This window comes from Caballeronia pedi (assembly GCF_001544915.2).
GTDB classification, from domain to species: Bacteria; Pseudomonadota; Gammaproteobacteria; order Burkholderiales; family Burkholderiaceae; genus Caballeronia; species Caballeronia pedi.
In genome coordinates, this window is the sequence record NZ_FCOE02000018.1 from 43,544 (window position 1) to 69,743 (window position 26,200).

General features: G+C 64.8%; 24 protein-coding genes and 1 tRNA gene. 11 read left to right on the forward strand and 14 right to left on the reverse strand.

From position 1 onward, the window contains the following. Positions 1–87: 87 nt before the first annotated feature. Genes AWB80_RS24410 through AWB80_RS24425 form a run of 4 tightly spaced genes read right to left on the reverse strand, consistent with a single transcriptional unit; the run spans position 88 to position 5,728 of the window. The gene (locus AWB80_RS24410; protein WP_061177233.1) at positions 88–1,686 is read right to left on the reverse strand and encodes an ABC transporter ATP-binding protein; all 1,599 of its coding nucleotides are present in this window, start codon (positions 1,684–1,686) and stop codon (positions 88–90) included. Next, a complete protein-coding gene (locus AWB80_RS24415; RefSeq protein WP_061177234.1) occupies positions 1,683–2,804 on the reverse strand; it encodes an ABC transporter permease in 1,122 nt (373 codons plus the stop codon). The genes AWB80_RS24410 and AWB80_RS24415 overlap by 4 nt, the downstream gene beginning before the upstream one ends. A gap of 1 nt (position 2,805) precedes the next feature. Further along, a complete protein-coding gene (locus AWB80_RS24420; RefSeq protein ID WP_061177235.1) occupies positions 2,806–3,846 on the reverse strand; it encodes a microcin C ABC transporter permease YejB in 1,041 nt (346 codons plus the stop codon). 13 nt (positions 3,847–3,859) lie between these two features. Continuing rightward, positions 3,860–5,728 carry an extracellular solute-binding protein gene (locus AWB80_RS24425; RefSeq protein WP_061177236.1) on the reverse strand — a complete coding sequence of 623 codons (1,869 nt, stop codon included), beginning with the start codon at positions 5,726–5,728 and terminating at the stop codon, positions 3,860–3,862. A gap of 232 nt (positions 5,729–5,960) precedes the next feature. Between AWB80_RS24425 and fabI the strand changes: the two genes are divergently transcribed. Further along, complete coding sequence (gene fabI, locus AWB80_RS24430; protein ID WP_061177237.1) at positions 5,961–6,758, forward strand: enoyl-ACP reductase FabI; 798 nt, start codon at positions 5,961–5,963, stop codon at positions 6,756–6,758. Positions 6,759–6,843: 85 nt separating this feature from the next. On the opposite strand, the gene AWB80_RS24435 is transcribed toward fabI, so the two are convergent. The 3 genes from AWB80_RS24435 to AWB80_RS24445 all read right to left on the reverse strand — a co-directional run bounded on the left by AWB80_RS24435 (position 6,844) and on the right by AWB80_RS24445 (position 9,337). Continuing rightward, positions 6,844–7,230 carry a hypothetical protein gene (locus AWB80_RS24435; protein WP_061177332.1) on the reverse strand — a complete coding sequence of 129 codons (387 nt, stop codon included), beginning with the start codon at positions 7,228–7,230 and terminating at the stop codon, positions 6,844–6,846. Between the two features lie 244 nt (positions 7,231–7,474). Continuing rightward, positions 7,475–7,837, reverse strand: a complete 363-nt coding sequence (locus AWB80_RS24440; RefSeq protein ID WP_061177238.1) for a hypothetical protein — start codon at positions 7,835–7,837, stop codon at positions 7,475–7,477. A 186-nt stretch (positions 7,838–8,023) separates the two neighbouring features. Further along, on the reverse strand, positions 8,024–9,337 hold the full coding sequence (locus AWB80_RS24445; RefSeq protein ID WP_087131577.1) for an MFS transporter: 1,314 nt from the start codon (positions 9,335–9,337) through the stop codon (positions 8,024–8,026). 144 nt (positions 9,338–9,481) lie between these two features. Between AWB80_RS24445 and AWB80_RS24450 the strand changes: the two genes are divergently transcribed. The 9 genes from AWB80_RS24450 (at position 9,482) to loiP (ending at position 17,262) form a co-directional block, all read left to right on the forward strand. Beyond that, positions 9,482–10,255, forward strand: a complete 774-nt coding sequence (locus AWB80_RS24450) for a GntR family transcriptional regulator (RefSeq protein WP_061177240.1) — start codon at positions 9,482–9,484, stop codon at positions 10,253–10,255. After that, entirely contained in the window at positions 10,252–11,928 is a 1,677-nt protein-coding gene (gene mdcA, locus AWB80_RS24455; protein WP_061177241.1) for a malonate decarboxylase subunit alpha, read from the forward strand. The genes AWB80_RS24450 and mdcA overlap by 4 nt, the downstream gene beginning before the upstream one ends. Positions 11,929–11,933: 5 nt before the next feature. Then, positions 11,934–12,803 (forward strand): triphosphoribosyl-dephospho-CoA synthase, encoded by an 870-nt coding sequence (locus tag AWB80_RS24460; protein WP_061177333.1) that lies wholly within the window; start codon positions 11,934–11,936, stop codon positions 12,801–12,803. A gap of 20 nt (positions 12,804–12,823) precedes the next feature. Then, on the forward strand, positions 12,824–13,126 hold the full coding sequence (locus AWB80_RS24465) for a malonate decarboxylase subunit delta (protein ID WP_061177242.1): 303 nt from the start codon (positions 12,824–12,826) through the stop codon (positions 13,124–13,126). Then, the gene (locus AWB80_RS24470) at positions 13,123–13,962 is read left to right on the forward strand and encodes a biotin-independent malonate decarboxylase subunit beta (RefSeq protein ID WP_061177243.1); all 840 of its coding nucleotides are present in this window, start codon (positions 13,123–13,125) and stop codon (positions 13,960–13,962) included. The genes AWB80_RS24465 and AWB80_RS24470 overlap by 4 nt, the downstream gene beginning before the upstream one ends. Continuing rightward, on the forward strand, positions 13,959–14,774 hold the full coding sequence (gene mdcE, locus AWB80_RS24475) for a biotin-independent malonate decarboxylase subunit gamma (protein ID WP_061177244.1): 816 nt from the start codon (positions 13,959–13,961) through the stop codon (positions 14,772–14,774). Before AWB80_RS24470 ends, mdcE begins: the two co-directional genes overlap by 4 nt. Further along, positions 14,774–15,403, forward strand: a complete 630-nt coding sequence (locus AWB80_RS24480; RefSeq protein WP_244206702.1) for a malonate decarboxylase holo-ACP synthase — start codon at positions 14,774–14,776, stop codon at positions 15,401–15,403. Before mdcE ends, AWB80_RS24480 begins: the two co-directional genes overlap by 1 nt. After that, a complete protein-coding gene (gene mdcH, locus AWB80_RS24485; RefSeq protein WP_061177334.1) occupies positions 15,400–16,335 on the forward strand; it encodes a malonate decarboxylase subunit epsilon in 936 nt (311 codons plus the stop codon). The genes AWB80_RS24480 and mdcH overlap by 4 nt, the downstream gene beginning before the upstream one ends. A 168-nt stretch (positions 16,336–16,503) precedes the next feature. Then, positions 16,504–17,262, forward strand: a complete 759-nt coding sequence (gene loiP, locus AWB80_RS24490; RefSeq protein ID WP_061177246.1) for a metalloprotease LoiP — start codon at positions 16,504–16,506, stop codon at positions 17,260–17,262. Positions 17,263–17,320: 58 nt separating this feature from the next. Here the strand turns inward: loiP and AWB80_RS24495 are convergent, their stop codons facing one another. The 7 genes from AWB80_RS24495 to cysS form a co-directional block, all read right to left on the reverse strand. After that, positions 17,321–17,824 carry a porin family protein gene (locus AWB80_RS24495; RefSeq protein WP_061177247.1) on the reverse strand — a complete coding sequence of 168 codons (504 nt, stop codon included), beginning with the start codon at positions 17,822–17,824 and terminating at the stop codon, positions 17,321–17,323. Between the two features lie 274 nt (positions 17,825–18,098). Then, positions 18,099–18,191 (reverse strand) — tRNA-Ser (locus AWB80_RS24500). 142 nt (positions 18,192–18,333) lie between these two features. Then, positions 18,334–19,584 carry an aspartate kinase gene (locus AWB80_RS24505; RefSeq protein ID WP_061177248.1) on the reverse strand — a complete coding sequence of 417 codons (1,251 nt, stop codon included), beginning with the start codon at positions 19,582–19,584 and terminating at the stop codon, positions 18,334–18,336. 324 nt (positions 19,585–19,908) lie between these two features. After that, on the reverse strand, positions 19,909–21,336 hold the full coding sequence (gene tilS, locus AWB80_RS24510) for a tRNA lysidine(34) synthetase TilS (protein WP_061177249.1): 1,428 nt from the start codon (positions 21,334–21,336) through the stop codon (positions 19,909–19,911). 38 nt (positions 21,337–21,374) lie between these two features. After that, positions 21,375–22,346, reverse strand: a complete 972-nt coding sequence (locus AWB80_RS24515) for an acetyl-CoA carboxylase carboxyltransferase subunit alpha (protein WP_061177250.1) — start codon at positions 22,344–22,346, stop codon at positions 21,375–21,377. A gap of 118 nt (positions 22,347–22,464) precedes the next feature. Then, positions 22,465–23,511, reverse strand: a complete 1,047-nt coding sequence (locus AWB80_RS24520) for an endonuclease III domain-containing protein (RefSeq protein WP_061177251.1) — start codon at positions 23,509–23,511, stop codon at positions 22,465–22,467. Between the two features lie 47 nt (positions 23,512–23,558). Continuing rightward, positions 23,559–24,956, reverse strand: coding sequence for a cysteine--tRNA ligase (gene cysS / locus AWB80_RS24525; RefSeq protein WP_061177252.1), 1,398 nt, complete (start codon positions 24,954–24,956; stop codon positions 23,559–23,561). Positions 24,957–25,416: 460 nt separating this feature from the next. Here cysS and AWB80_RS24530 point away from each other — a divergent pair, with 460 nt between their 5' ends. Further along, entirely contained in the window at positions 25,417–26,193 is a 777-nt protein-coding gene (locus AWB80_RS24530) for a tetratricopeptide repeat protein (RefSeq protein ID WP_087131571.1), read from the forward strand. Positions 26,194–26,200: the final 7 nt, after the last annotated feature.

Sequence of the window (26,200 nt, forward strand, 5' to 3'; positions counted from 1 at the left end):
GGATACTAGCCACAAAGTATTTAACTGTCAAAAGAAATAGAAAAATACAATTAAGATGGGCACCCAATTGGTGAAAAAGAAAGATTTTTAGGAATCAAGGGCTGCTCTCAGAAGCTTTCTTGTGTATTCGTCGGACGGGTTCGAAAAAATCTTCTCTACTTCTCCGGACTCGACGATAAAACCATTCCGCATCACCGCGACGCGATGTGCCATTGCCCCGATCACCTGCAGGTCGTGGCTAATGAAAACGTAACCGAGATTGTGCTTCTGCTGAATGCTGGCCAGCAACGCAAGTACTTGAGTCTGAATGGAAACATCGAGCGCGCTGGTCGGTTCGTCGAGGATCAGGATGCTGGGTTCCAGCACGAGCGCACGCGCGATCGCGATGCGTTGCCGCTGCCCGCCCGAAAATTCGTGCGGGTAGCGTTCGAGCGCCGAGCGCTCCATGCCCACCTCGCGCAGCACCGCGATCACCTTGGCGCGCCGCGCGGCCGCGTCGAGTTCCGGGCGATGCAGCGCCAGCCCTTCCCCGACGATCCGCTCGACGGTTTGCCGCGGCGACAGCGAGCTGAACGGGTCCTGAAACACCACTTGCAGATTCGAGCGCAGCACCGCTTTTTCGCGTCCGCGAAAATCGCCGAGTGCGCGGCCCTGAAACTCCACCGCGCCGGCTGAAATGCGCTGCAGCCCGAGAAGCGCCATCGCGAGCGTCGACTTCCCCGAGCCCGACTCGCCGACGATGCCAAGCGTCTCGCCCTGGCGCACCGTCAGCGTCACATCGTCGACCGCCTTGAAGCGGCCGCTCTGGAACCAGCCTTTGAGCCCGGGCACGCGCGTCGGGTAATCGACGGACACGTCCTTCGCGTCGAGCAGCACCGGCGCGATCGGCAGCACGGGCAGCACGGTGCGCTTCGGCTTGCTTGCCAGCAGACGCTGGGTGTAAGGATGCTGCGGCGACGTGAAAATGTCGTCCGTGGCGCCGCTCTCGACGAGCACGCCGTTCTCCATCACCGCGACGCGTTCGGCGAAACGCCGCACGAGATTCAGGTCGTGCGTGATCAGCAGCACGGCCATGCCGCGCTTTTCCGCCTCGTCGCGCTGCAACTCCAGCAGCAGATCGACGATCTGCGCGCGGATCGTCACGTCGAGCGCAGTCGTCGGCTCGTCGGCGAGGAGCAGGCGCGGCCGGCACGCGAGCGCCATCGCGATCATCACGCGCTGGCGCTGTCCGCCCGAAAGCTGATGCGGATAGCTGTCCACACGCCTTTCCGGCTCCGTGATGCCGGTGCGCGCGAGCAGCGCGATCGCGCGCTGCCGCGCCTCGCGCGGACTCGTGCCGTCGTGCAGTTGAATCGTTTCGCCGATCTGGTCGCCGACCGTATAGAGCGGATTGAGCGCCGTCATCGGCTCCTGAAAGATCATCGCGATATCGGAGCCGCGCAGGCCGCGCATCGCATGCTCGCTCTTCGACAGCAACTCGTCGCCGGCGAAGCGGATCGAGCCGGTCACTTCGGCATCGCGCACGAGCCGAAGGATCGACAGCGCCGTCACGCTCTTGCCCGAGCCCGATTCGCCGACGAGCGCGACACGCTCGCCCGCGCGGATCTCGAGATTCACGCCGTCGACGGCGAGCGTATCGCCAAAACGCACGCGCAGGTCTTCGATCGAAAGCAAAGGCGCGCTCACTGCCCGCCTCCCGCTTTCACCGCATCCGCGATGCGCGTATCGAGCGCGTTGCGCAACGCGTCGCCCATGAAGGTCAGCAACAGCAGCGTGGCGACCAGCACGCCGAAGGTCGAAAGCGAGATCCACCACGCGTCGAGATTGGCCTTGCCCTGCGCGAGCAGTTCACCGAGCGATGGTGTCGGCGACGGCACGCCCAGGCCGAGAAAATCGAGGCTTGTCAGCGCGAGAATCGCACCGCTCATGCGAAACGGCAGGAAGGTGATGACCGGCGTCAGGCTATTGGGCAGCACGTGCCGCCAGATGATCTGCCAGTTCGACAGGCCCATCGCGCGCGCCGCGCGCACGTAGTCTTGCGTGCGATTGCGCAGGAACTCCGCGCGCACGTAGTCGGACAGACCGATCCAGCCGAACAGCGACAGCAGGATGATCAGCAGGATCAGGCTCGGCTCGAAGATCGACGCGAAGATGATGAGCAGATAAAGCTCCGGCAGCGCGCTCCATATTTCTATGAGCCGCTGCCCGGTGATATCGATCCGGCCGCCGAAATACCCCTGCACCGCGCCCGCGACGACGCCGAGCACCGTGCCGATCGCCGTCAGCACGAGCGCGAACAGCACCGACACGCGAAAGCCGTACAGGAGCCGCGCAAACACGTCGCGGCCGCGGTCGTCGGTGCCGAGCCAGTTCTCGCGCGAAGGCGGCGCCGGGTTCGAGCCTTTCGAGAAGTAGTTGAGCGTATCGTAGTAATAGTGATTCGGCGGATAGATCGCGAAGTTGCCGGGCGCGCTGAACCGGTCGCGCACGAACGGATCGAGATAATCGGCGGGCGTCGGGAAATCGCCGCCGAAGGTCGTTTCCGCGTAGGTCTTCACAAGCGGGAAATAGAAATGCCCCTGATAACGCACGACGAGCGGCTTGTCGTTCGACCACAGCGGTCCCGCGAGACTGATCACGAACGCCGCGACGAACACGATGAGGCTCCAGTAGCCGAGGCGATTGCGCCTGAAGCGCAGCCACACGCGCCGCCCCGGCGAGATCGGTGCCTCGCCGCGCAACGGTTGCGCGTCGCTGCCATTGGCCGCGCGCCGTGACGATTCCGGTGAAGCGGCTCGATTCAAATCAGCGCTCCAGTTGTTCGAATTGAATGCGCGGATCGACCCAGACGTAGCAGAGATCCGAGATGAGCTTGGTCGCGAGGCCGATCAGCGTGAAGAGATACAGCGTGCCGAGCACGACCGGGTAATCGCGCCGCACGACGGATTCGTACGAGAGCAGGCCGAGGCCGTCGAGCGAAAACAGCGTCTCGATCAGCAGGCTGCCCGTGAAGAACGCGCCGATGAACGCCGCCGGAAAACCCACGATCAGCGGCAGGAGCGCATTGCGGAACACGTGTTTCCACAGCACGCGCCGCTCGCTCAGGCCTTTGGCGCGCGCGGTCAGCACGTATTGCTTGCGAATTTCGTCGAGGAACGCGTTCTTCGTCAGCATCGTGACGATAGCGAAGCTGCCGACCACCGACGCCACCACCGGCAAAGTGATGTGCCACAGATAATCGAGAATCTTGCCGCCGAGCGAGAGCGTCGCCCAGTTGTCGGAAGTGAGATTGCGCAGCGGGAACAGTTGCCAGAACGTCCCGCCGCCGAACAGCACGAGCAGCAGCACGCCCAGCACGAAGCCCGGAATCGCGAAGCCGACCAGCACGACGAGACTCGTCGCGACATCGAACTTCGAGCCGTTCCTGACCGCCTTCGCGATGCCGAGCGGCACCGATATCAGATACGTGATGAAGAAGGTCCACAAGCCGATGCTGATCGACACCGGCAGCTTCGACACGATCAGCGACCACACGCTCTGATGCCTGAAGTAGCTTTCGCCGAGATCGAAGCGCGCGAACTTGCCGAGCATCAGAACATAGCGTTCGAGCGGCGGCTTGTCGAAGCCATAGAGCTTCTTGAGCTGCTCGACCTGTTGCGCATCGACTCCCGTATGCGTGCGCAGGCCGAACCCGCCGCCGCCTTCCGTCTGGCCGCGCCGCAGATCGTGCACCGCCTGCTCGACCGGACCGCCCGGCACGAACTGGATCACGACGAACGTGAGCGTCAGCACACCGATGAGCGTCGGGATCATCAAGAGAATGCGTTTGAGGATGTAGCTCCACATGGCGCGCCGTCCTTTATTTCGCCGCGGGCGCGGACTTCGCCCACCACGTCGATATGACCCATTCCTCGGCGCCGTAATACAGCGGCAATGTCGACGGGTACGCGAGCGTATTGCGATACGCCACGCGATGCGTCGCCGAGTACCAGTGCGGCACCACATAGTAGCCGTTCATCAGCACGCGATCGAGCGCGTGTGTCGCGTCGACCAGTTGCTCGCGCGTCTGCGCGGAGATCACTTTGTGCAGGATGGCGTCGACGGCCGGCGACTTCACGCCCGCGAGATTGTCCGAGCCCTGCTCGTCAGCGGACTTGCTGCCGAAGCGCGTAACCTGCTCGGTTCCCGGCACCTGCACGTCGGGCATGCGCACGCTCGTCATGTCGAAGTCGAACGCGTCGAGACGCTTCTGGATGAGCGCGTAATCGACGGTGCGAAAGTTCATCGTGATGCCGAGCTTCTGCAGATTGCGCCCGAACGCGGCGGCGACCGGCTCCATCGACGCGCCGCCGCCGGTGTCGTCGAGAATCTCGAACGCGAATGGCTGCCCTTTCGCGTTACGCAGCGCGCCGTCGCGATACGTCCAGCCGGCCTGCGCGAGCAACTCGCGCGCCTTGATGAGATTCGCGCGCAGCGAGCCGGGCGGATCGGTGTCCGGCTGGCGCGGCATCTCGCCGAACACGGCGGGATCGAGTTCCTGCTTCAACGGATTCAGGATCGCCAGTTCGCCATCGCTCGGCTTGCCTTTCGCCTGCAGATCCGTATTGACGAAAAAGCTGTCGATGCGCCGGTACTGATTGAAGAACAACTGCCGGTTGAGCCATTCGAAATCGAGCGCGAGATCGAGCGCCTGACGCACGCGCACGTCCTTGAAAAGCGGCTTGCGGGTGTTCATGAAGAAGCCCTGCATGCCCGTGCCGTTGTGCTGCGGAAACTCCCGCTTGATGAGTTCACCATTGTCGAAGCGCTTGCCGATATCGCGCCGCACCCAGCTTCGCGCGACATATTCGACCAGCACGTCGTACTCGCCCGCCTTGAAGGCTTCGAGACGCGCGGTGGGGTCGCCGTACAGCTTGTAGTCGATGTGCGCGAAGTTGTACATGCCGACCCGCACCGGCAGCGCCGCGCCCCAGTATTCCGGATTGCGCCGGTACGAGATCGTGCGGCCGTTGTCGAACCGGTCGATCAGATACGGCCCGCTGCCGATGGGCTTCTGAAACGCGATCTGATCGAACGGAACGCGCGTGCCGTCCGGCTTCATGCCCCACTTGCGCGAGAACACCGGAATGCCGCCCGCGAGCAGCGGCATTTCGCGCGTCGCGATCTTGAATTCGAAGCGGATCGTGAGCGGATCGACGACGACCGCGCGCGCGATCTGCCCGAAGTAGACCGCGAACTGTGGCGCGGCCAACGGGCTCTTGAGCGTCTCGAACGAGAACTTCACGTCCTCGGCCGTGACCGGATCGCCATTGGAGAAGCGTGCTTTCGGGTTGATGTGGAAGGTCGTCGACATGCCGTCGGGCGCGACCAAGATATCGTCGGCGAGCAGGCCGTAAGCGGTCGCTACTTCATCGGAACTGCCGGTCGTCAGGCTTTCGAACATCAGCGAAAGCCCCGGAGCCGGATTGCCGCGCAGCGTGAACGGATTGAACTTGTCGAAGCTCGTCAGCCGGTTCGGATTGGCGAGCACGAGCGTGCCGTCACGCGGCGCATCGGGATTGACGTAACCGAAATGCCTGAAATCCGCCGGATACTTGGGTTCGCCGTATTGCGCGATCGCATGGACCGCGTAAGCCGGGCTCGCGAGCCACGCGATCGATCCGGCCAGTGCAAGTGCGATGAATCTACATGAGGCGCTGAATGAGCGGATCGTCGTGCGAGTCGTCATGTGCCTCTTGGCGCGATGTGTGGTGAAGCGTTGAATGACCCGGGCAAAGCCCGAAGCGAGCGCCGCGAGAATCCTGTGCAGGCATTGCATTGTGAGAGAATTCTACCCAAAATCACGCGCCATACGGCTTGCGGCCTAGGGGTTTGCCACCAGGTTCGCATCTGAGCCGACTGCGCCACGCACGATACGCGCGGTATCCGCGCGCGACATTGACATCAAAGAAGGAGCATTCATGGGCTTTCTCGCTGGAAAACGAATTCTGCTGACGGGCCTGCTGTCGAACCGCTCGATCGCTTACGGCATCGCCGCGGCCTGCAAGCGCGAAGGCGCGGAACTGGCGTTCACGTATGTCGGCGAGCGCTTCAAGGAGCGCATCACCGAATTCGCGACCGAGTTCGGCAGCGACATGATCTATCCCTGCGACGTCGCCGACGACGCGCAGATCGACGCCCTCTTCGGCTCGCTCAAGGAACGCTGGGACTCGCTCGACGGCCTCGTGCATTCGATCGGCTTCGCGCCGCGCGAGGCGATTGCTGGCGATTTCCTCGACGGCATGACGCGCGAGAACTTCCGCGTCGCGCACGACATCTCCGCGTACAGCTTCCCCGCGCTCGCCAAAGCCGCGCTGCCGTTGCTGAAAGACGGCTCGTCGCTGCTGACGCTGAGCTACCTCGGCGCCGAGCGCGCGCTGCCGAACTACAACACGATGGGTCTCGCGAAAGCATCGCTCGAAGCCAGCGTGCGTTACATGGCGGCGTCGCCGTCGCTCGGCGGCAAGGGCGTGCGCGTCAACGCCATTTCGGCGGGTCCGATCAAGACGCTCGCGGCGAGCGGCATCAAGGGCTTCGGCAAGATTCTGAACTTCGTCGAAGAAAACGCGCCGCTCAAGCGCAACGTGACGATCGAGCAAGTGGGCAATGTGGCCGCGTTCCTGCTGTCGGATCTGTCGGGCGGCGTGAGCGCGGAAGTCGTCCACGTCGATGCCGGATTTCACGCGGTTGTCGGCGGCATGGGCGGCGAGGCGGAATAAGCCGCGTCTGACGCTGTCGAAAAAGCGCCGCTCGTGTCATGCGAGCGGCGCTTTTTGTTTGCCACGGCCGTTTCGCGCGTGACCGTCAGTGGCGTCCGTGCGGACCGCCGTGTCCGTGCCCGTGCCCGTGTCCGTTTCCGTGTCCGTTGCCATGCCCCGGCGGCGGACCGTGATGCGGCCCGCGTCCATACCCGTGATGGCGATTCCAGTCGTTGCGGCTCCAGTAGCGGCGCCCGTCCCAGTATCGATTGTTATGCCAGCCGATCACCACTGGCGCGGCATACACCGGCCCGGGCTGATAGATCACCGGCGGCGGGGGCGGCGCATAAACCGGCGTCGGCGCGACATACACCGGCGCGGGAATGCCGATATTCACGCCCACATGAACATCCGCGCGCGCGATGCTCGATACGCCCAGCGCCGCAACCGCGAGTACGCCCGCGAGAATTCCTGCCGAAAGTTTCTTTGTCATCTGCAACCGACCTCGCTTTTCTACTTGTTCGCTTGCGACGAAATATAACGGAAAGCTTTCAGCGCAATATTTCAGCTTTGTAAGTTATTGCGTGCTTGCGCATAACGTCTGGAGAAACCTTACCTTTTGTTACATCGCCACGAACGGAATGGCCTGCCGGTGTTGTTTTTTGACGTTCGGCATAAAAAAAGCCACCCGGGTTGCTGGGTGGCTTTCGGCGCGAGACCACGGCGCTGCACGTCGATCAATGCCAGCCGTTGTGATGGCCGTTGTCATGACCGTCATGGTCATGGCCATGGCCGTGACCGTGATCATGGTCGTAATGGCGATAGTAGTCGTCGCGATTCCAGTAGCGGCGGCCATCCCAGTAACGATCGCCGTGCCAGCCGACGACGACGACCGGCTGCGCATACATCGGCGCGGGAGGCGGCGCGTACACGACCGGCGGCGGAGGCGGCGCATAGACCGGCTGCGGCGCGACATACACCGGCGCGGGCACGCCGATGTTGACGCCCACGGACACACCCGCACTGGCCGCCCCGGACACCATCAAGCCGCCGATCATCGCGACGCCAGCCAGCACGGAAGCCTTCGATACCTTGTTCATGTGAAGCCCACCTCGATGGGATGTTTGTTGTGTTGACGGGACTATATCGGACGGATGCCACGCCAAGTGTTCGACTTCGTAACCTGCTATTACCGAGAAAAAACTTACGAAAAGTAAGCTCGCGCGCATAAAAAACGGCGCCCTTCGCACCACGAAGACCGCCGTCCGCATGAGTTGTTTTGTCGCTCAGTTCGGCAGTTCCTGCCCACGTGTCTCGGGCGCGAGCGGAATCACCGCGAGACCGATCAGAAACGCAATCGCCGTGAGCGCGATCGGCACGCCGAGCGTCTTCATGTTGAGCACCATCGCGCCGATGCCGAAGTTGACGATCGCGCCGAAAAAGCGCCCCACCGACGTGCAGAACGCGAACGCGGTCGCCCGCACGCGCGTTTCGAACTGCTCGGGCAGCCACAGCGAAAAGAGCGCGAAGTTGCCGCCAAAGAAGCCCAGCACGACGAGCAGCGCGATGAACGGCACGAGCCCGTTCGGCAGATAGAACGCCCAGCCGAACGCGAGCGCGATCGACGCCGCCATGCCGACGAAATACACCGCGAGCGTCTTTTTGCGGCCGATCTTCTCGGCCATCGGCGGCAGCGCGAGACAGCCGACGATCGTGCCGATCGACAGCAGCCCGGTCGCGATCGACGCCATGCGCGCCGCGTCGTGCCTGTCCATGCCCGCCTTCGTCGCGAGCTGGATCACCGCCGACGGCTCGTACACCGCGCCCGCCCACAAGCCGATGATCGCCACCGTCAGCAGCACAGCCGCGACGATCGTGCGCTTGCGATACTGCGCATTGAAGATCGCCCTGAGCGAACTCTCGTGTTTGATGTGCGGCTGAACGGCTTCGGCGCGCTCCCATTTGTCGGTTTCCTTCACGCGCAGGAGCACCATGATCGACACGACGACCGGGACCAGGCCGACGAGGAACATCGCGCGCCAGCCGAACGCCGCGCCGATCGTGTAGTTCAGGGCGGCAGCGAGGAAGAAGCCCGCGTAATAGCCGGTTTGCAGATAGCCTGCGCCCATCTTCCGACGATCTTCCGGCCACGCTTCGGCGACATAGGTTCCGGCAAGCGCCCATTCCCCGCCGATCCCCACGCCCGCGAAGAAGCGATAGATGCCGAGTTCCCACACCGTATGCGCGGTGGCGGCGAGCCCCGTGAAGATCGCGAACGTGAAGATGGTGGCGGCGAGCACCTTGGTGCGCCCGAAGCGATCCGCAAGCGGGCCCCAGATGAACGACAGTCCCCATCCCACCAGAAAGAGCGCGAACAGGATCGATCCTGCCAGGCCGACGTTGGCCGGCGTCGCCGCGTAGCCGGAGCGCGGCAGCAGTTCCGTGAGCGCTGGCGCGAGCACGAGCGCGTAGATGAACGAATCCATTCCGTCGAGTGTCCAGCCGGCCCACGCGCCCCAGAAACCGGTGATCTGCGACCGGTTGAGCGGCGTCTTCGCGGCGCGCGTGGCGCTGATGCGTCGATCCAGGATGGTCGGCATGGCCATGTCTCTCCTAGTGAATTATCGACGCGCGCGTTGAAAGTGTTTGTTATGGCGTCTAGGGAAAGCACCGGATTTGCGTGTGCAATTTTATATATAATATTTGAACATCAACACGCGACAAGTCCGCGTTTTCACCTAGCCATGTCGACAGATCTCTCAGCCGCACCGCAGCATCCGGCATCCTTTCGCGACGCGCAGTTCGAGCCGCGCCAGAGCACGTCGCGCTTCATCGCGGACGCGCTGCGCAACGCGATCGTCGAGGGCTCGCTACTGCCGGGCGAGCCGCTGCGCCAGGACGCCATCGCGCGGCAGTTTTCCGTGAGCGCGATCCCGGTGCGCGAGGCGTTTCGCCAGCTCGACAGCGAAGGCTGGGTGACGATCGAGCCGAATCGCGGCGCGGCGGTCAGCTTGCAATCCGCCGACGAGGCGCGCGAGATCTACGAGATTCGCGCGTCTCTCGAAAGCCTGGCGATCGGCATCGCGATCGACCATCACACGCCCGCCACGCTCGCCGAAGTGAAGCGCCTGCTCGAAGCCGCACAAAACGAGCCTGATCCCGCGCTCTATGTGGTGCGCAACGAGCAGTTTCATATGAGTCTTTATGCGCCCGCGGACCGCCCGCGCCTGATGGAACTGATCGGCCAGATGCATCGGCGCGGCGAGCGTTATCTGCGTCTGAAGCTCGGGCTGCCGATCCACAAGGATGCGTCCGATGCCGAACATCGCGCGATCTTCGATGCCCTCGCCGCACGCGATATCGAACAGGCGCAAATGCTCGTCGCGCGTCATCTGCTCGCGACGGGCGAACTGATTCACCGCTTTCTCGCCGATGCCCAGTCGCTCGCTCAAACGAGCCACGTCAAGAAGAAGCGCCGCGCATCGTCCCGAACGACTTCTCCAAAGGCTGACCGATGAATTCGTCCACACCCCCTGACGCGCTCCGCGCAACCCGCAACTGGAACACGCGGGCGCAGGAAAAAGCGCGGCGACTGAAGCTGATCGAACCGTGGCTGAATGGCTCGGTACTCGACTCCGCGCGTATCGTCGATGCGTTGAGCGCGTTGATCGTCAGCGGCGACCGGGTTGCGCTCGAAGGCAACAACCAGAAGCAGGCCGACTTTCTCTCGCGCGCGTTCGCGAAGCTCGATCCGGAGCGCGTGCACGACATCCATCTGCTCATTTCCAGCATAAGCCGTCCGGAACATCTCGCGCTATTCGAGCAAGGCATCGCGCACAAGGTGGATTTCGCTTTCGCTGGGCCGCAGAGCCTGCGCGTCGCGCAACTGCTCGAAGACGGCATGCTGGAGATCGGCGCGATCTATACGTACATCGAACTGTATGCGCGCATGTTCATCGATCTCACGCCGCAGGTCGCGCTCGTGTGCGCGGTGCAGGCGGACCGGCACGGCAATCTGTACACCGGCGCGAACACCGAGGACACGCCGACGATCGTCGAAGCCACGGCGTTCCGTCACGGCATCGTCCTCGCGCAGGTGAACGAGATCGTCGATGAACTGCCGCGCGTCGATATCCCCGGTTCGTGGGTCGATGTCGTCGTTCAAGCGGATCGCCCGTTCGCGGTCGAACCGCTCTTCACGCGCGATCCGCGTCACATCGGCGAGCTGCAGATTCTCATGGCGATGATGACGATCCGCGGCATCTACGACCGCTACGGCGTCACGTCGCTCAATCACGGCATCGGCTTCGATACGGCCGCGATCGAACTGCTGTTGCCAACGTATGGCGAATCGCTCGGGCTGAAGGGCAGGATCTGCACGAACTGGGCGCTCAATCCGCATCCGACGCTCATTCCCGCGATCGAATCCGGCTGGGTGCAGAGCGTGCACTGCTTCGGCAGCGAAGTCGGCATGGAGGACTACATCGCGGCGCGCTCCGACGTATTCTTCACCGGCCGCGACGGCAGTCTGCGCTCGAACCGCGTGTTCTGTCAGCTCGCGGGGCAATACGGCGTCGATCTGTTCATCGGTTCGACCTTGCAGATGGATGCCGACGCGAACTCGTCGACCGTCACGCTCGGGCGGCTCGCAGGCTTCGGCGGCGCGCCGAACATGGGGCACGACCCGCGCGGCCGCCGGCATTCGAGCGAAGCATGGCTCAAGTTGCTGAAGGACGACGGCCCGAACCCGAAGATCGCGCGCGGCCACAAGCTCGTCGTGCAGACCGCCGAGACGTACAAGAAAGGCGGCGAGCCGACCATTGTCGATGCGCTGGATGCGATCGCCGTCGGCGAGAAAAGCGGCATGCCGATCGCACCGGTGATGATCTACGGCGACGACGTCACGCACGTCGTAACGGAGGAAGGCATCGCGTATCTGCATGCGGCCGAAGGCGTCGATGAGCGGCGCGCCGCGCTCGCGGCGGTCGCGGGCGTGACGCCGATCGGCATGCGCGCCGATCCTGCAAAGACGGCGGAACTGAGACGGCGCGGCATCGTCGCGTTTCCGGAAGATCTCGGCGTGCGGCGCGGCGAGGCGAAGCGTTCGTTGCTCGCGGCGCGCAGCATCGACGATCTGGTCGCGTGGTCGGGCGGGCTCTATGCGCCGCCGGCGCGCTTCAGAAGCTGGTGAGCGCGATGACGAGAACGTCAGCGGCCGCCCTTCCCCTTGCGCGTGACGAAGCGACGCCGCCGCCGCTCATCGCGACGCTCGCCGTCGATGCGCTGATTGCCGAGGCGCGTCTCACGCCGAAGCCCGCGCTCGTCGATGAACGCGGCAGCGGCGCACATCGCGATCTCGATCTGGACACGATGCTGCGGTCCGCCCGCGCGCTGCAACCGACTTTTCTCGCGATCGCGCGCGCGGCTTGCGACGTGCGACCGTCGCAGACCTTGCGCGAGCAACTGGCGCGCATCGGCCGCGAAGGCGAAGCCGCGATGATGCGCGCGACGAGCGGCAGCAACGCGCATCGCGGTGCGATCTGGATCGTCGGTCTGTTGTGCGCGGGCGCGTCGATGCACGCTCCCGACGATGTCGAATCGATCTGCGCATCGGCTGCGGCGATCGCGCGTCATGAGGATCGTTATGCGCCGGCGTCGGCGACGACGAGTCACGGCGCGCGCGTGAGCGAGCGCTATCGCGTGGCGGGCGCGCGCGGCGAAGCACGCGATGGCTTCCCGCATGCGCGCTTCGTCGGCCTGTCCGCACTCGACGATGCACGCGCGCGCGGGCTCGACGAACCGGACGCGCGTCTCAATGCGCTCATCGCGATCATCGCGTCGCTCGACGATACGTGTGTGCTGCATCGCGGCGGCTCGAACGCGCTCGATGCGGCGCAGCGCGGCGCGCGGCGCGTGATGGATCGCGGCGGCGTGGGCACGGACGGCGGGCGCGCGGCGCTCGCGCAACTCGAAGCCGATTTGCTGACGTTGAACGCATCGCCTGGCGGCGCGGCCGACCTGCTCGCGGCGACGCTCTTTCTCGACAGTCTCAGACGTCTGGCGTAAGGCGCAAAGAGGAACCAAAGATGGAAAACATGCGATACGAATACCCCGCCAAGCGGCCCGTCACGCGCCGCGCGCACGTAGGCGTGGTCGGCTCCGGCGATCTCGAAGTGCTGCTCTCGCCGTCGCCGGGTGCGAACGCCGAAGTGGTGATCCGCACGAGCGTCGATGGTTACGGCCACGTATGGAAGAGCGTGCTCGACCGCTTCTTCCAGCGCTACGACGGCGCGGCGAAAATCGAACTCAACGATTTCGGCGCGACGCCCGGCGTCGTGATGCTGCGCCTGAACGAAGCCGTGGAAGCAAGCGAAGGAGATGCGCCATGAACGCCCACGACACTTTCCTCGCGCGGCACAGCTTCATCGAACTGACCGCGCGCGAGCGCGCCCGAACGCTGCTCGACCCGGGCACGTTCCGCGAATTGCTGGGCCCGTTCGACCACCTCGAATCGCCATGGCTCGCGATGCAAAACATCGTCTGTCAGGCCGACGACGGCGCGGTCATCGCGCGCGGCATGCTCGACGGCGAGCCCGCCGTGATCGCCGCAATCGAGCCCGCGTTTCAGGGTGGCAGCATCGGCGAAGTGTCGGGCGCGAAAATCGCCGCCGCGCTCGAACTGGCCCTGAGCGAATTCGAAGCAGGACGCGCGATTCGTCCCGTCGTGCTGTTCGAAACCGGCGGCGTGCGCTTGCAGGAAGCCAATCTCGGACTCGCCGCGATCGCCGAGATTCAGGCGGCGATCGTCGCGCTCAGGCGGCATGTGCCAGTGGTCGGCGTGATCGGCGGGATGGTCGGCTGCTTCGGCGGCATGTCGCTCGCCGCCGCGCTCTGCACCGATCTCGTGATGACGCGTCAGGCGCGGCTCGGCATGAACGGGCCCGAAGTGATCGAGCAGGAAGCGGGCATCGAGGAACTCGATTCGGGCGATCGTCGCCTCATCTGGTCGATGATCGGCGGCGACGAACGCGTCGCGGTCGGGCTGGCGGACACGCTCGTCGAAGACGATACGGATCAGGTCCGCGAAGCCGTCCTCGGCGCGTTCAGACGCGGTGTGCAAAAGCATCGCACCGAGGACGTGGACGGCTTCATCGCGCGGCTCGCGCAAGTGAACCCGGACGCCATCGATCCCGACACACTGCGCACCTTGTGGGGTACATCATGACCGACACGCTTTCCCGCGGCGCGCGCTGGCTCGACGCGCTGACTTCCACACCCGCGCAAACCGAAAGCGGCCCGGTCCGCGCCCGCGATGGCCAGCTCGGCGGCGCGCGCGCGAGCTTCTTCGCCGTCGTGCCCGATCCGCAGAACCGCTTCCCGCGCGCGACCGATAACGTCGTCGGACTCGAACAGGGCTGGCTGCTCGCCCGCGCCGTGCGCGCCGTGATCGACGCCGATCGCGCCGCCGACGTGAAGCGCCCGATCGTCGCCGTGGTCGATGTCAAGAGCCAGGCGTACGGCCGCCGCGAGGAACTGCTCGGCGTTCATCTCGCGTGCGCCGCCGCCGTCGATGCCTATGCTAGCGCGCGGCTCGCCGGTCATCCGGTGATCGCGCTGATCGTCGGTCCCGCGATGTCGGGCGCATACCTCGCGCACGGCTATCAGGCGAACCGCATCGTCGCGCTCGACGCGCCCGGCACCGCCGTGCACGCGATGGGCAAGGAAGCCGCCGCGCGCGTCACGCGCCGCAGCGTCGAGAGCCTCGACGCGCTCGGCGACACCGTCTTGCCGATGTCGTACAAGATGAGCGCCTACGCGAAGCTCGGGCTGCTGCACGAACTGATCGAAGGCGTGGACGCCGACGCGCCCTCTTCCGCCGATATCGAGCGCGTGAAGGCGTCGCTCGCCGCCGCGGTGGAGGATGCGCGCGATGGCCCGCGCGATCTGTCGAGCCGGCTCGCATCCGCCGACGCGCAACGCACCCGCGCCGCGTCGATCGAAGTGCGCCGGCGCATGCGCGAGCAGTGGAGCGCGTGATGAACCGCACGCCGCGTCCGCACGATCTGCTGCGGCTCGCGCCCGCCGCGCCGCCGTTCGCCGATGCGCCCGCGTGGGTCGCGCCGGCGCTCGCGCGCGCGCCGTTCGTGGTCGTGCGTCGCGCGCCTCGCACCGGCGATGCGATGCCCGTCGGCGTGCGCGGCGTCGCGCGCAACGAACGCTTCGGCACGTGGATCGAGCCGCGCTGGATCGATGCGATCCTCACGCCGGAAGATCTGCGCACGCGCGAACCCGATCCGCTGCGAGCGGCCCTGCCCGCGCTTGCGTTGTTGCGCGCGGTGGCTTCGATCATCGACCCTCACGGCGTCGACTGGGGTCCGACAGGCAGCGCAGGCTTCGAACTCGCCAGCGCGATGCCGACGCTCACGCGCGACAGCGATCTCGATATCGTCGTGCGCGCGCCGACGGCCTTGCCGCGCGATGAGGCCGCAGCGCTCTTCGACGCGCTCTCGCACGCCGCGCAGGAAGCCGGCACGCGCATCGACGCGCAGATCGAAACGCCCGACGCGGCCTTTTCGCTGGCCGAATTCGCGCGCCCCAATCTGCGCGTGATGCTGCGGCACGCCGACGGCCCGCGCCTGGTCATCGATCCGTGGGCGGGCGCGTGATCGCCTTTCTGTTTCCCGGCCAAGGCGCGCAGACGCCGGGTTTTCTGCATCGGCTGGGCAGCGACACGCCGCATCCGGCGATCGCACGCACGTTCGACGAAGCATCGGACGTGCTCGGCGAGAACGTGCTCACGCTCGATACCGCCGATGCGCTCGCGTCGACCGTCGCGGTGCAGGTCGCGCTCGTCGCCGCGGGCGTGGCGGCCGTGCGCGCGCTTGAGCAGGAAGGCATCGAGCCGGAGGCCGTCGCGGGTCTGTCGGTCGGCGCGTACGGCGCGGCGGTCGCGAGCGGCGCGATTGCCTTCGCCGATGCGCTCAAACTCGTGCGCCTGCGCGCGACCTTCATGGAAGAAGCCTGTCCGCACGGCTACGGCATGCTCGCGGTGCTCGGGCTGAACGAGCGCGAACTCTCCCTCGCGATAACCGACAGCGGCGCCGATGCCTACATCGGCAATCTGAATGCGCCGCGCCAGATCGTCGTGTCGGGCAGCGATGACGCGCTCGCGAAGGTCCGCGACATCGCGCTCGCACGCGGCGCGCGCAAGGCCGAACGGCTCGCCGTCAGCGTGCCGTCGCATTGCGTGCTGCTCGAAAGCGCCGCCGCGCGTCTGATCGACGCGGCGCGCGATGTGCGCATCGAGACGCCACGCATCGCGTATGTCGGCAATCGCGGCGCGCGCGTGCTGCGCCGCGCCGACGCAATCCGCGAAGACCTCGCGACCAACTTGCGCTATCCGGTGCGCTGGCACGATTCGACCATCGCGCTGGCCGAGCTCGGCACGACCGTTTTCGTCGAGATGCCGCCCGGACGCACCCTGACCTCACTGCTCGCCGACGCCCTGCCCGGCACGCCCGCCTACGCGATGGACACGTCGCCGGTCGACTCGATCGCCGCGCGCGTGCGCATCGCCCGCAACCGCGCGAACGATTGATTCGCTTCCCGTGCGCGACTGATTCGCGCTTCGCGCTGGCGTTTTCATCGATTCTGTCAGCAAAATCGGAATTTTCGGGTGGCTTACGAGTCGACTTTCATTAGCATTTCGCTGCGTCCGCGCATCCTTGCGCGGCGACAACCACAACGACATTCCAAAGGTAAAACTATGACGATCTTCCGCATCGCGGTGGCGGCATCCGCCGTGGTCACGCTCGCGTCGTGCAGCAGCATGGGCAGCATGGACCCGAACCAGCTGATGCAATCCGGCCAGCTGGCGACGCAGGCGCTGTCGCTCAGCGATTCCGACGTCCGCACGCTATCCGACAAATCCTGCGCCGAACTCGACAAGGAAAACCAGATTGCGCCGGCCAACAGTCCGTACACGCAGCGCCTGAACAAGATTTCGAAGCAGCTCGGCGACAACATCAACGGCGTGCCCGTCAACTACAAGGTGTATCTGACGAAGGACGTCAACGCGTGGGCGATGGCCAACGGCTGCGTGCGCGTCTACAGCGGCCTCATGGACCTGATGAACGATGACGAAGTGCGCGGTGTCGTCGGCCACGAAATGGGCCACGTCGCGCTCGGTCACACGAAGAAGGCGATGCAGGTCGCGTACGTGACCACGGCGGCGCGTACGGTGGCGTCGTCGGCGGGCGGGATCGTCGGCAATCTGTCGGCGTCGCAGCTCGGTGATCTGTCGGAGAAGTTCGTCAACGCGCAGTTCTCGCAATCGCAGGAGACGGCCGCCGACGACTACTCGTTCGACACGCAGAAGAAGAAGGGCTATGACCCGAAGGGCCTCGTGACCGCGTTCCAGAAGCTCGCGACCATCGACGGCGGCAAGTCGAGCATGCTGAGTTCGCACCCGGCCTCGCCGGCGCGCGCGAAGCATATCGAAGACCGGATCGCGTCGGGGAAGTGACGCCTGTGTGAGCGTTGCGCACGCGCGTCGGATCGCGCGTGCATCGACGGGAAGAGAGTCAGAAGAAGTAGTAGCGCACGCCCACGGTCAGGCTGTCGTTGCGGCGATGGCCGCCGTCGTAATGCGCGGTGTCGCCGGTGTATTCACCCGAGACGCTCCAGTTCTTCTGGAACTTGTATTCGACGCCCGCGCCGTAGTGCAGGCGCGTGTCCGGCCAGAAGCCCGTGAAGCCGATGCGGGCGTACGGCATCAGATGATTGTCGAGCGGCAGGCCGATGCGTGCGTCGAACCCGCCGTCGTTGCCGGTGGTCGAGCCGTTGTGGAAATCGGCGAATCCTTCGACACCGACCACGAAGCGATCCACATCGAAGTTATAGCCCGCCATCAGGCCGGGGAAGAACGTGGTGTGCGTGGATTCCTGATAGCTGCGGCCCGTTGCATCGGACCAGTTGACGCCGACTTTCGTGCCGACATAAGGACCCGCGAATTCGCTGGCCTGCGCGTGTGCAAGCGCGAGCAGCGAGACGAGAAGCGGCGCGACGAATTTCTTGAAAACTGCCATGACTGACTGATGAACCTTAAGAAGTATTAACCGTGAATCGGGACAACGAACGCGCGCGTTACATTGCATTTTGCTTGCCCAGCGACAAGCAATCCGCGAGGTTAGTTACCGACGGTCATCATCGAAAGCGGACATGTCCTAAAGAAGGGACTTTTCGGCGCGGCCGATTCGCGCAGGATGACGAATCAATGCGAGAACGTAAAAGCCGATGATCGCGCCGCAAAAAGAAAAAGCCCCGCAAGTTTTTACGCTTGCGGGGCCTTCCTACTACTACTGGCGGAGACGGAGGGATTCGAACCCTCGATCCAGTTTTTAGCCAGATGCTCCCTTAGCAGGGGAGTGCCTTCGACCTCTCGGCCACGTCTCCCAAACTTTTCGTTGCACCGGGAGTGCAGTGCAACGAGATCGAGATAATAGCGTGTTCGCAGGCGCGGGTCAAATTCGCATGACGATTTTTTCCAAAACCGTCAATATCGAACCGCCCCGCTGCGCGGACCGCAATGGTGCAATTACGCGCGGTCGAGTTCGAACGCCTTGTGCAGCGCGCGCACGGCGAGTTCGGTGTACTTCTCGTCGATCAGCACCGAGATCTTGATTTCCGACGTGGAGATCATCTGGATGTTGATGCCCTCTTCCGACAGCGTGCGGAACATCGTGCTCGCGATGCCCACGTGCGAACGCATGCCCACGCCCACCACCGACACCTTCGACACCTTCGGGTCGCCCAGCACGGTTTCCGCCTGCACGTGGCCCTTCACCTGGTTGTTCAGGATTTCGAGCGCGCGCTGGTAGTCGCCGCGGCCGACCGTGAACGTGAAGTCGGTCTTGCCGTTCACGCTCTGGTTCTGAATGATCATGTCGATGTCGATGTTCGCATCGGCGACCGGCCCGAGAATCTGATACGCGACGCCCGGCTTGTCGGGCACGCCCATGACCGCGATGCGCGCTTCGTCGCGCTGGAACGCGATGCCAGAAATCACTGCTTTTTCCATGTTCTCGTCTTCTTCAAAAGTAATCAGGGTGCCGGAGTGCATCTCGTCGGCGAGCGGCATCAGCGGATCGGTCAGGCTGGAGAGCACGCGCGTCTTCACCTGATACTTGCCGGCGAATTCCACCGAGCGGATCTGCAGCACCTTCGAGCCGAGGCTCGCCATTTCCAGCATTTCCTCGAAGGTCACGCGGTCGAGCCGGCGCGCTTCCTCGACGACGCGCGGGTCGGTCGTGTAGACGCCGTCGACGTCGGTGTAGATCAGGCACTCGTCCGCTTTCATCGCCGCCGCGATGGCGACCGCCGAGGTGTCCGAGCCGCCGCGGCCGAGCGTGGCGATATGACCTTCGGGATCGACGCCCTGAAAGCCGGTGATAACCACGACCTTGCCCGAGTCGAGATCCTTGAGCACGCGCTCGCCGTCGATCTCGCTGATGCGCGCCTTCGTGAAGGCGCTGTCCGTCTTGATCGGCACTTGCCAGCCGGCGTAACTCACGGCTTCGAGGCCTTCGGCGTGCAGCGCGATGGCGAGCAGCCCAACGCTCACCTGCTCGCCGGTCGAGGCAATCATGTCGAGTTCGCGCGGGTCCGGGTCGGCCTTGATGTCTCGTGCGAGGCCGAGCAGGCGATTGGTTTCGCCGGACATCGCCGAGGGCACGACGACCATCTTGTGGCCGGCCTTGTGCCATTTGGCGACGCGCTTGGCGACGTTCTTGATGCGCTCGACCGAGCCCATCGAAGTGCCGCCGTATTTGTGTACGATGAGTGCCATTGTCGTTCTTGAACTGGAAGGAAAACCGCGCTTCACGCGCGCTGGCGCGAGAGCGCTCGAGACTCGTGCTCGATATTGCTTCAGGGGATATCGAAGCCTACGAACAGCGGGCGCTGCCGCTCGCCCGTCGCGCGCTCGCATGAGAGATGGAACGCTGCGCGCGGATGCGTGGTTGCGGGCGAAATCGAGTCTTTTGAACGGAGATGCCGCGCAAAAACGCGCTTGGACGAAAACGAGTTACCGTACCCGATCGAGGCTGAAATTACAAGATGGAGCGCCCGAGACGACGATTTTACCGGCTTCGGCGCAACGGTCTCCAAAGCTTCACGCCAGCAGCAAATCCGGCCGCCACGAGATGCGGCGCAGTGCGCCGTGCGCCGCGTTCGGCGCCGCTTCCCGGTTCACGCCCACATGCGGCACGAACAGCAGCGCCTCGCCGACGAAAAGCAGCGGCACGTCGCGCTTCCAGGCCGGCACGCCGCGCTCCTGAAACAGGTTCTTGAGCGTGCGGCTCGGCGCTTCACCCGCCACACGCATGCGCTCGCCGCCGGCACGCGAACGCGCGACGAGCGTAGCCGCGCGCAGCACGCCTTCGCCGACGGCGTCATCGGCGGCACGGTCGACCGGTTCGAACACGAACGAGCCGCGCCATTGCGGCAGACGCCAGACTTCCTCGCCCTGCCATCGCAGTTCCACCGGGACTCTCGCCGCGGGCGCACCTTCGTCGAGATCGGGCGCATCGCCGCTGTCGCCCGGTTCCCAGAACAGCGCATTGCGATACGCGCGCAGGCAATACCCCGCATGATCGACGCGCAACGCGTGACCATCGCGGGCGGCGGCGGCATCGCGCAACTGGCGCAGCATGTCGGCGATGCGCGCCGTCGATGCCGCCAGCAAGCCGCGCGAGCGAATCCAGAATCGCATGAGATTGATCGCGCGTTCGTCGTCGAGTGCGAGGAACGCGTCGAGCGCGAGCGCGCCTGGCTCGTCCGCGCTTTCCGCACGGTCCAGATCGATGCGCGCGAGCTGATCCAGCAGCCGCTGCGCCGACGCCGCGTGCGAGGCCGTGCGCGCCAGCGCATCGCGAAAACCGGGAAAATGCACCGCGAGCACCGGCAGCACGTCGTGTCGCAACGCATTGCGTGAATAGCGCGTGTCGGCGTTGGATTCGTCGTCGATCCAGCTCAGATCGCGCTCGTGCGCGTACTGCTCCAGTTGCGCGCGCAGCAGGCGCAGCAGCGGACGCAAACGCGGCGTCGCGCCGCCGAGCCGCTGCGGAGCCATTGCCGCGAGGCCCGCTACGCCCGCGCCGCGCAACAATTGCAACAGCACGGTTTCGGCCTGATCGTCGGCGTGATGCGCGATCAGAAGCGCGCTCGCGCCGTATTCGTCGCAGAGATCGTCGAGCGCGTCGTAACGCGCATCGCGCGCCGCCGCTTCGAGACTCTCGCCGCCCGCGCGCGCGACATCGACATGACGCGACGCATAGGGCACGTCGAGCGACGCCGCGAAGCGCTCGCAATGCGCGGCCCACGCGTTGGCGTTCGGGCTCAGGCCATGATGGACATGCAGTGCGACGACGCGACGCGCGCCGAAGCAGTGCACGGCCGCATCGAGCAACACGGTCGAGTCGAGTCCGCCGCTCAGTGCGACGGCGAGAAGCGCATCGGGGGGAAGTGCCGCATCCGAAACCGCCGTGCGCAGCGCCTCGAACACGAGGCGGCCGGCTGGGGTTTCGGTAGCGGATGTCACGAGAGAAACGTGAGAGAAAGGATGCCGAAGAGACCGGGTTACGCGCCCGGCAGCGTTTCCTTGAACTTGCCGTAGGCCATCAGCTTGTCGAAACGGCGTTCGCGCAAGTCGTTGACGCTCATGCCCTGGAACTGACGCAGCGAATCCGCGAGCGCCCGGCGCAGGAGCGCGGCCATACCTTTCGGATCGCGATGCGCGCCGCCGAGCGGCTCGTTCACGATCTTGTCGATGAGACCGAGCGCCTTCAGCCGGTGCGCCGTGAGACCGAGCGCCTCGGCCGCTTCCGGCGCCTTCGCCGCGCTCTTCCACAGAATCGACGCGCAGCCTTCCGGCGAGATCACGGAGTAAGTGGAGAACTGCAGCATCATCACGGTATCCGCGACGGCGATCGCGAGCGCGCCGCCCGAGCCGCCTTCGCCAATGATGGTCGTGATGATCGGCGTCTTGAGCTCCGCCATCACATACAGGTTGCGGCCGATCGCCTCGGACTGCCCGCGCTCTTCTGCGCCGATGCCCGGATACGCGCCCGGCGTATCGACGAAGGTGAAGATCGGCAAGCTGAACTTCTCGGCCGTGCGCATCAGGCGCTCGGCCTTGCGATAGCCTTCCGGACGCGGCATGCCGAAGTTGCGCAGCGCGCGTTCCTTCGTGTCGCGGCCCTTCTGATGGCCGATCACCATGCACGGCTGGCCATTGAAGCGCGCGAAACCGCCGACGATCGCGAGGTCGTCCGCGAAGGAGCGATCGCCGTGCAGTTCGTGAAAATCGGTGAAAAGCTCGCTCACGTAGTCAAGCGTGTACGGACGCTGCGGGTGACGCGCGATTTGCGAAACCTGCCAGGGCGACAGGTTCGCGTAGAGATCCTTCGTGAGTTGCTGGCTCTTCTTCGACAGCCGCTCGATTTCTTCCGAAATATCGACAGCGGAATCGTCCTGCACGAAGCGGAGTTCTTCGATCTTCGCTTCGAGTTCAGCGATCGGCTGCTCGAAATCCAGAAACGTGGTCTTCATATGTTCGAGTCCTAGAACCATCGGGCAGCGCGTATTCTAACCGCGTCCGTCCCTGATAAATGCGCGCGGAAGCTATGGATTATAAATCAACGATAGTTCCGCAATTCGCTGGCCAAAGTCAGTGATCTGCCGGGATCGGATTGAGGCTGCGCCACATGTACCAGGTCGCGACCGTGCGCCATGGCTCCCAGTTCGCCGCCACTTCGCGCGCCTCGCTGCGCGTGACCGGCTCGCCGCTGAAGTAGTTGACGCTGATCGCCTGGATCAGGCCGAGATCGTCGAGCGGCAAAACGTCCGGGCGCGACAGATTGAAGATGAGGAACATCTCCGCCGTCCATCGGCCGATGCCGCGGATCTGCGTGAGTTCGGCGATCACGGCTTCGTCGTCCATGGAGGTCCATGCGTCGACATGCAGCGCGCCCGATTCGAAATGCTGCGCGAGATCCAGAATGTATTCGGCCTTGCGTTTCGACAAGCCGCACGCCTGCAGCTTCTCGTGCCCGAGCCGGATGAAATGCGCGGGATGCACTTCGGGGCACGCGCTCTTCACGCGTTCCCAGATCGCTTGCGCCGCCTTCACGGAAATCTGCTGGCCCGCCACCGAGCGCGCGAGCGTCGAGAACGGATCGCCCAGATTGACGAGGTGGATCTCGCCAAAAGTAGGGATCAGCTTCTTGAGGATGCGGTCGCGCTTCATGAGATCGGCGCACGCACGATCCCAGTAGTCGGGACGAACGACCTCGCGCGTGAGCCCGCCGATCTGCACCGGCACCGCTGCATCGGCCGTGACGACGCGCGACTTGCGCACCACTTCGCCACGTTCCGCGACGAGCGTCTGCGCGCTTGCGCCGTCGCCCGCGACCGCGCGGCCGTTGCCCTTCACGGGCGACGCTTCCGCTTCTTCCGTGCCCGCCTTCGATGCGCGCGCGGCCCCGTTCAGGCGCGCCGCCGTCTCGGGCTTCGCCGCCTTGAGCGCGGCGCTGCGGGTCGGCTTCGCGCCGATGGCCGCACGCTTGAGCGCGGTCTTGCGGCCGACCGTTGCACTTGCGCCATCGATCTTCTGCGTGTTCGTTTTCGTTTGCGCGCTGCGCGTGCGCTTCGTTGCGCCCGACGCATCGCTGACAGACGCGGGTCGCTTGACCGGCGCCTTCCTGGCCGTTGCCATCTTGCCTCCTGCCTGGTGAGTCGATCAGAGGGTACGAAGGGCCGCGTTCAAACGCGGCGCCATTCGGTCGACCCACCCGGTTTGTCTTCAAGCGCAATACCGGCTTCGAGCAATTCAGCGCGAATCCGGTCTGCTTCGGCATAGTTCTTCGCCTGCTTCGCGGCGATGCGTGCGGCGATCTTCGCTTCGATCTCCTGCGGCGCGAGGCCCTGCTGCGCGAGCGTGCCGCTCGCCTGCTGCAGGAACACGCGCGGCTCGCGCCCGAGCAGGCCGAGCACGCCCGCGAGTTCCTTCAGCTGGCGCGCGAGCGCGGTATCGCGCGTGCGGTTCACTTCGCCCGCGAGATCGAACAGCACCGATACGGCCACCGGCGTGTTGAAGTCGTCGTTCATCGCTGACTGGAAACGCTGCGCGTTCGCCTCGCTCCAGTCAAGTTGCTGATTGTCCGGCTCGACATCCTTCAACGCCGTATATAGGCGCGTCAATGCGTTCTTCGCGTCGTCGATATGCACGTCGCTGTAATTCAGCGGCGACCGATAGTGTGCCCGCGCAATAAAGAAGCGCACCACTTCGGCATCAAATTTTTCAAGGACTTCGCGGATCGTGAAGAAGTTGCCGAGCGACTTCGACATCTTCTCGTTGTCGATCTGCACGTAGCCGTTGTGCATCCAGTAGTTCACGAACGTCTTGCCGGTCGCGCCCTCGCTCTGCGCGATCTCGTTCTCGTGATGCGGAAACTGCAGATCCTGCCCGCCGCCGTGGATGTCGAAGTGCTCGCCGAGCAAGGTGCAGCCCATCGCGGAACATTCGATGTGCCAGCCCGGACGCCCGCGGCCCCACTTCGAGTCCCAGCCGGAGTCGGCGGGCTCATCAGCTTTCGCCTGCTTCCACAGGACGAAGTCGAGCGGATCTTCCTTCGCATCGTTGGCGGCGACGCGCTCGCCGGCGCGCAAGTCTTCGATCGACTTGCCCGACAGCTTGCCGTAGTCGGCGAACTTGCGCACCGCATAGTTCACGTCGCCGTCCTTCGCCTGATACGCGTAGCCGTTCGCGTGCAATGCATCGATCATGCCGAGCATCTGCGGGATGAAGTCGGTCGCGCGCGGCTCGATATCCGGGCGCGCGACGCCGAGCGCGTCCGCGTCCTCACGCATCGCCGTGATGAAGCGATGCGTGAGCGACTTGATCGGCTCGTTGTTCTCGACCGCGCGGCGGATGATCTTGTCGTCGATGTCCGTGATGTTCTGCACGTACGTGACCTTGTAGCCGATCGTGCGCAGCCACCGTTGCACGATATCGAACACCACCATCACGCGCGCATGGCCGATGTGACAATAGTCATACACCGTCATTCCGCAGACATACATGCGTACCTCGCCGGCTTTGAGCGGCGTGAAGGGTTGCTTGTCACGGGCGAGCGTGTTGTAGATGCGCAGCGAGTTCATAGAAGGCGAAGCAAGGACCGGAATCAACCGTGTGCCGGGCAGCAGTCGGCGTGGACGATACGCGCGGGAGCCGGAGAGACCCACACGCGAGCGCGAACACGACGGTCATGCGACCAGGACGGAGACGGCCACGAGTGGCGAAAGACAGTCTGGCGTCGGCGCGGGATGCGCGCTTGGGGCACCAAGCGCAAGACACGTGCGCGGGACGTGCAGACCTTTTGTTAGAATGGGTCGGAGTATAACACCGGGACTTGAGCCTATGAAATGTCGAAGCGGCCGCGCGGCGGGCTTTGCAAGCCGCGCTCCGGGCCGGGCTGAAAGCCTTGCCGGACCGCGTGCCGCATCGGGCATTTCTGCTCCCGCTCCGGTTCTCGCGATCGTTCACGCCTTGAAGCGCTCGCGGTCTCTTTCGCCGCTTTCGTGGCATCTTTCGCTGCATCATTCATTGACTCGATTCCAAGTGACCCATCGCACAGCGCGCGCGCCTTCGCCACTCTCCCGCCGGTTCGTAACGCACACGCTCGCCGTCGCGGCGTTCGGCTTCGCCGCATGCGTCGGCATGTCGCGCGCGGCGCTCGCGCAAACCTCGCCCGCCACGCGCGACGACACGCCGCAAATCGATTCGGCCATCGCCAGCAAGGACTGGAGCGCCGCGCTCACGCAACTCGACGCGCGCATCGCAAACAATCCGCGCGACGTGCAGGCGAAGTTCAAGCGCGCGACCGTGCTCGCCCGCCTGAATCGCGACGACGACGCCATCGCCGCCTTCACCGAGCTCACGCAGGCCTACCCCGAATTGCCCGAGCCGTACAACAACCTCGCCGCGCTGTATGCGAAGAAAGGCCGCTACGAGGAAGCGCGCGCCGCGCTCGAAACCGCGGTGAAGGCGAACCCCGGCTACGCGCTCGCGTACGACAACCTCGGCGATCTTTACCTGCGCCTCGCGAGCGAGTCGTACAAGCGCGCGCAGTCGCTCGGCTCGAAGAGTCCGCTCACGAGCCAGCGCATCGCGGCGATCCAGAACATCTACACGCCGCCGAAGAAACGCGCGAGCGCGGCGGATGTCGCATCGGGCACGGGCGCGGCTGCGGCTCCCCATGCGGCCGCCGACGAATGGACACCGGCGTCCGGCGCCGGCACGTCGCCGATGCCCTCGCCCGACGAATACTCGCCGTTCGGCGGCCCGACCGGCCCGCTGCCGACCACGCCCTACGTCGCGCCAAAAGCGCAACCGTAAGCGCTCG

Coding starts and splice junctions, on each gene's coding strand:
- AWB80_RS24420 (WP_061177235.1), bottom strand. CDS start 3,846: ATGTGGAGCTACATCCTCAAACGCATTCTCTTGATGATCCCGACGCTC.
- AWB80_RS24425 (WP_061177236.1), bottom strand. CDS start 5,728: ATGACGACTCGCACGACGATCCGCTCATTCAGCGCCTCATGTAGATTC.
- fabI (WP_061177237.1), top strand. CDS start 5,961: ATGGGCTTTCTCGCTGGAAAACGAATTCTGCTGACGGGCCTGCTGTCG.
- AWB80_RS24435 (WP_061177332.1), bottom strand. CDS start 7,230: ATGACAAAGAAACTTTCGGCAGGAATTCTCGCGGGCGTACTCGCGGTT.
- AWB80_RS24440 (WP_061177238.1), bottom strand. CDS start 7,837: ATGAACAAGGTATCGAAGGCTTCCGTGCTGGCTGGCGTCGCGATGATC.
- AWB80_RS24445 (WP_087131577.1), bottom strand. CDS start 9,337: ATGCCGACCATCCTGGATCGACGCATCAGCGCCACGCGCGCCGCGAAG.
- AWB80_RS24450 (WP_061177240.1), top strand. CDS start 9,482: ATGTCGACAGATCTCTCAGCCGCACCGCAGCATCCGGCATCCTTTCGC.
- mdcA (WP_061177241.1), top strand. CDS start 10,252: ATGAATTCGTCCACACCCCCTGACGCGCTCCGCGCAACCCGCAACTGG.
- AWB80_RS24460 (WP_061177333.1), top strand. CDS start 11,934: ATGACGAGAACGTCAGCGGCCGCCCTTCCCCTTGCGCGTGACGAAGCG.
- AWB80_RS24465 (WP_061177242.1), top strand. CDS start 12,824: ATGGAAAACATGCGATACGAATACCCCGCCAAGCGGCCCGTCACGCGC.
- AWB80_RS24470 (WP_061177243.1), top strand. CDS start 13,123: ATGAACGCCCACGACACTTTCCTCGCGCGGCACAGCTTCATCGAACTG.
- mdcE (WP_061177244.1), top strand. CDS start 13,959: ATGACCGACACGCTTTCCCGCGGCGCGCGCTGGCTCGACGCGCTGACT.
- AWB80_RS24480 (WP_244206702.1), top strand. CDS start 14,774: ATGAACCGCACGCCGCGTCCGCACGATCTGCTGCGGCTCGCGCCCGCC.
- loiP (WP_061177246.1), top strand. CDS start 16,504: ATGACGATCTTCCGCATCGCGGTGGCGGCATCCGCCGTGGTCACGCTC.
- AWB80_RS24495 (WP_061177247.1), bottom strand. CDS start 17,824: ATGGCAGTTTTCAAGAAATTCGTCGCGCCGCTTCTCGTCTCGCTGCTC.
- AWB80_RS24505 (WP_061177248.1), bottom strand. CDS start 19,584: ATGGCACTCATCGTACACAAATACGGCGGCACTTCGATGGGCTCGGTC.
- AWB80_RS24515 (WP_061177250.1), bottom strand. CDS start 22,346: ATGAAGACCACGTTTCTGGATTTCGAGCAGCCGATCGCTGAACTCGAA.
- AWB80_RS24520 (WP_061177251.1), bottom strand. CDS start 23,511: ATGGCAACGGCCAGGAAGGCGCCGGTCAAGCGACCCGCGTCTGTCAGC.
- cysS (WP_061177252.1), bottom strand. CDS start 24,956: ATGAACTCGCTGCGCATCTACAACACGCTCGCCCGTGACAAGCAACCC.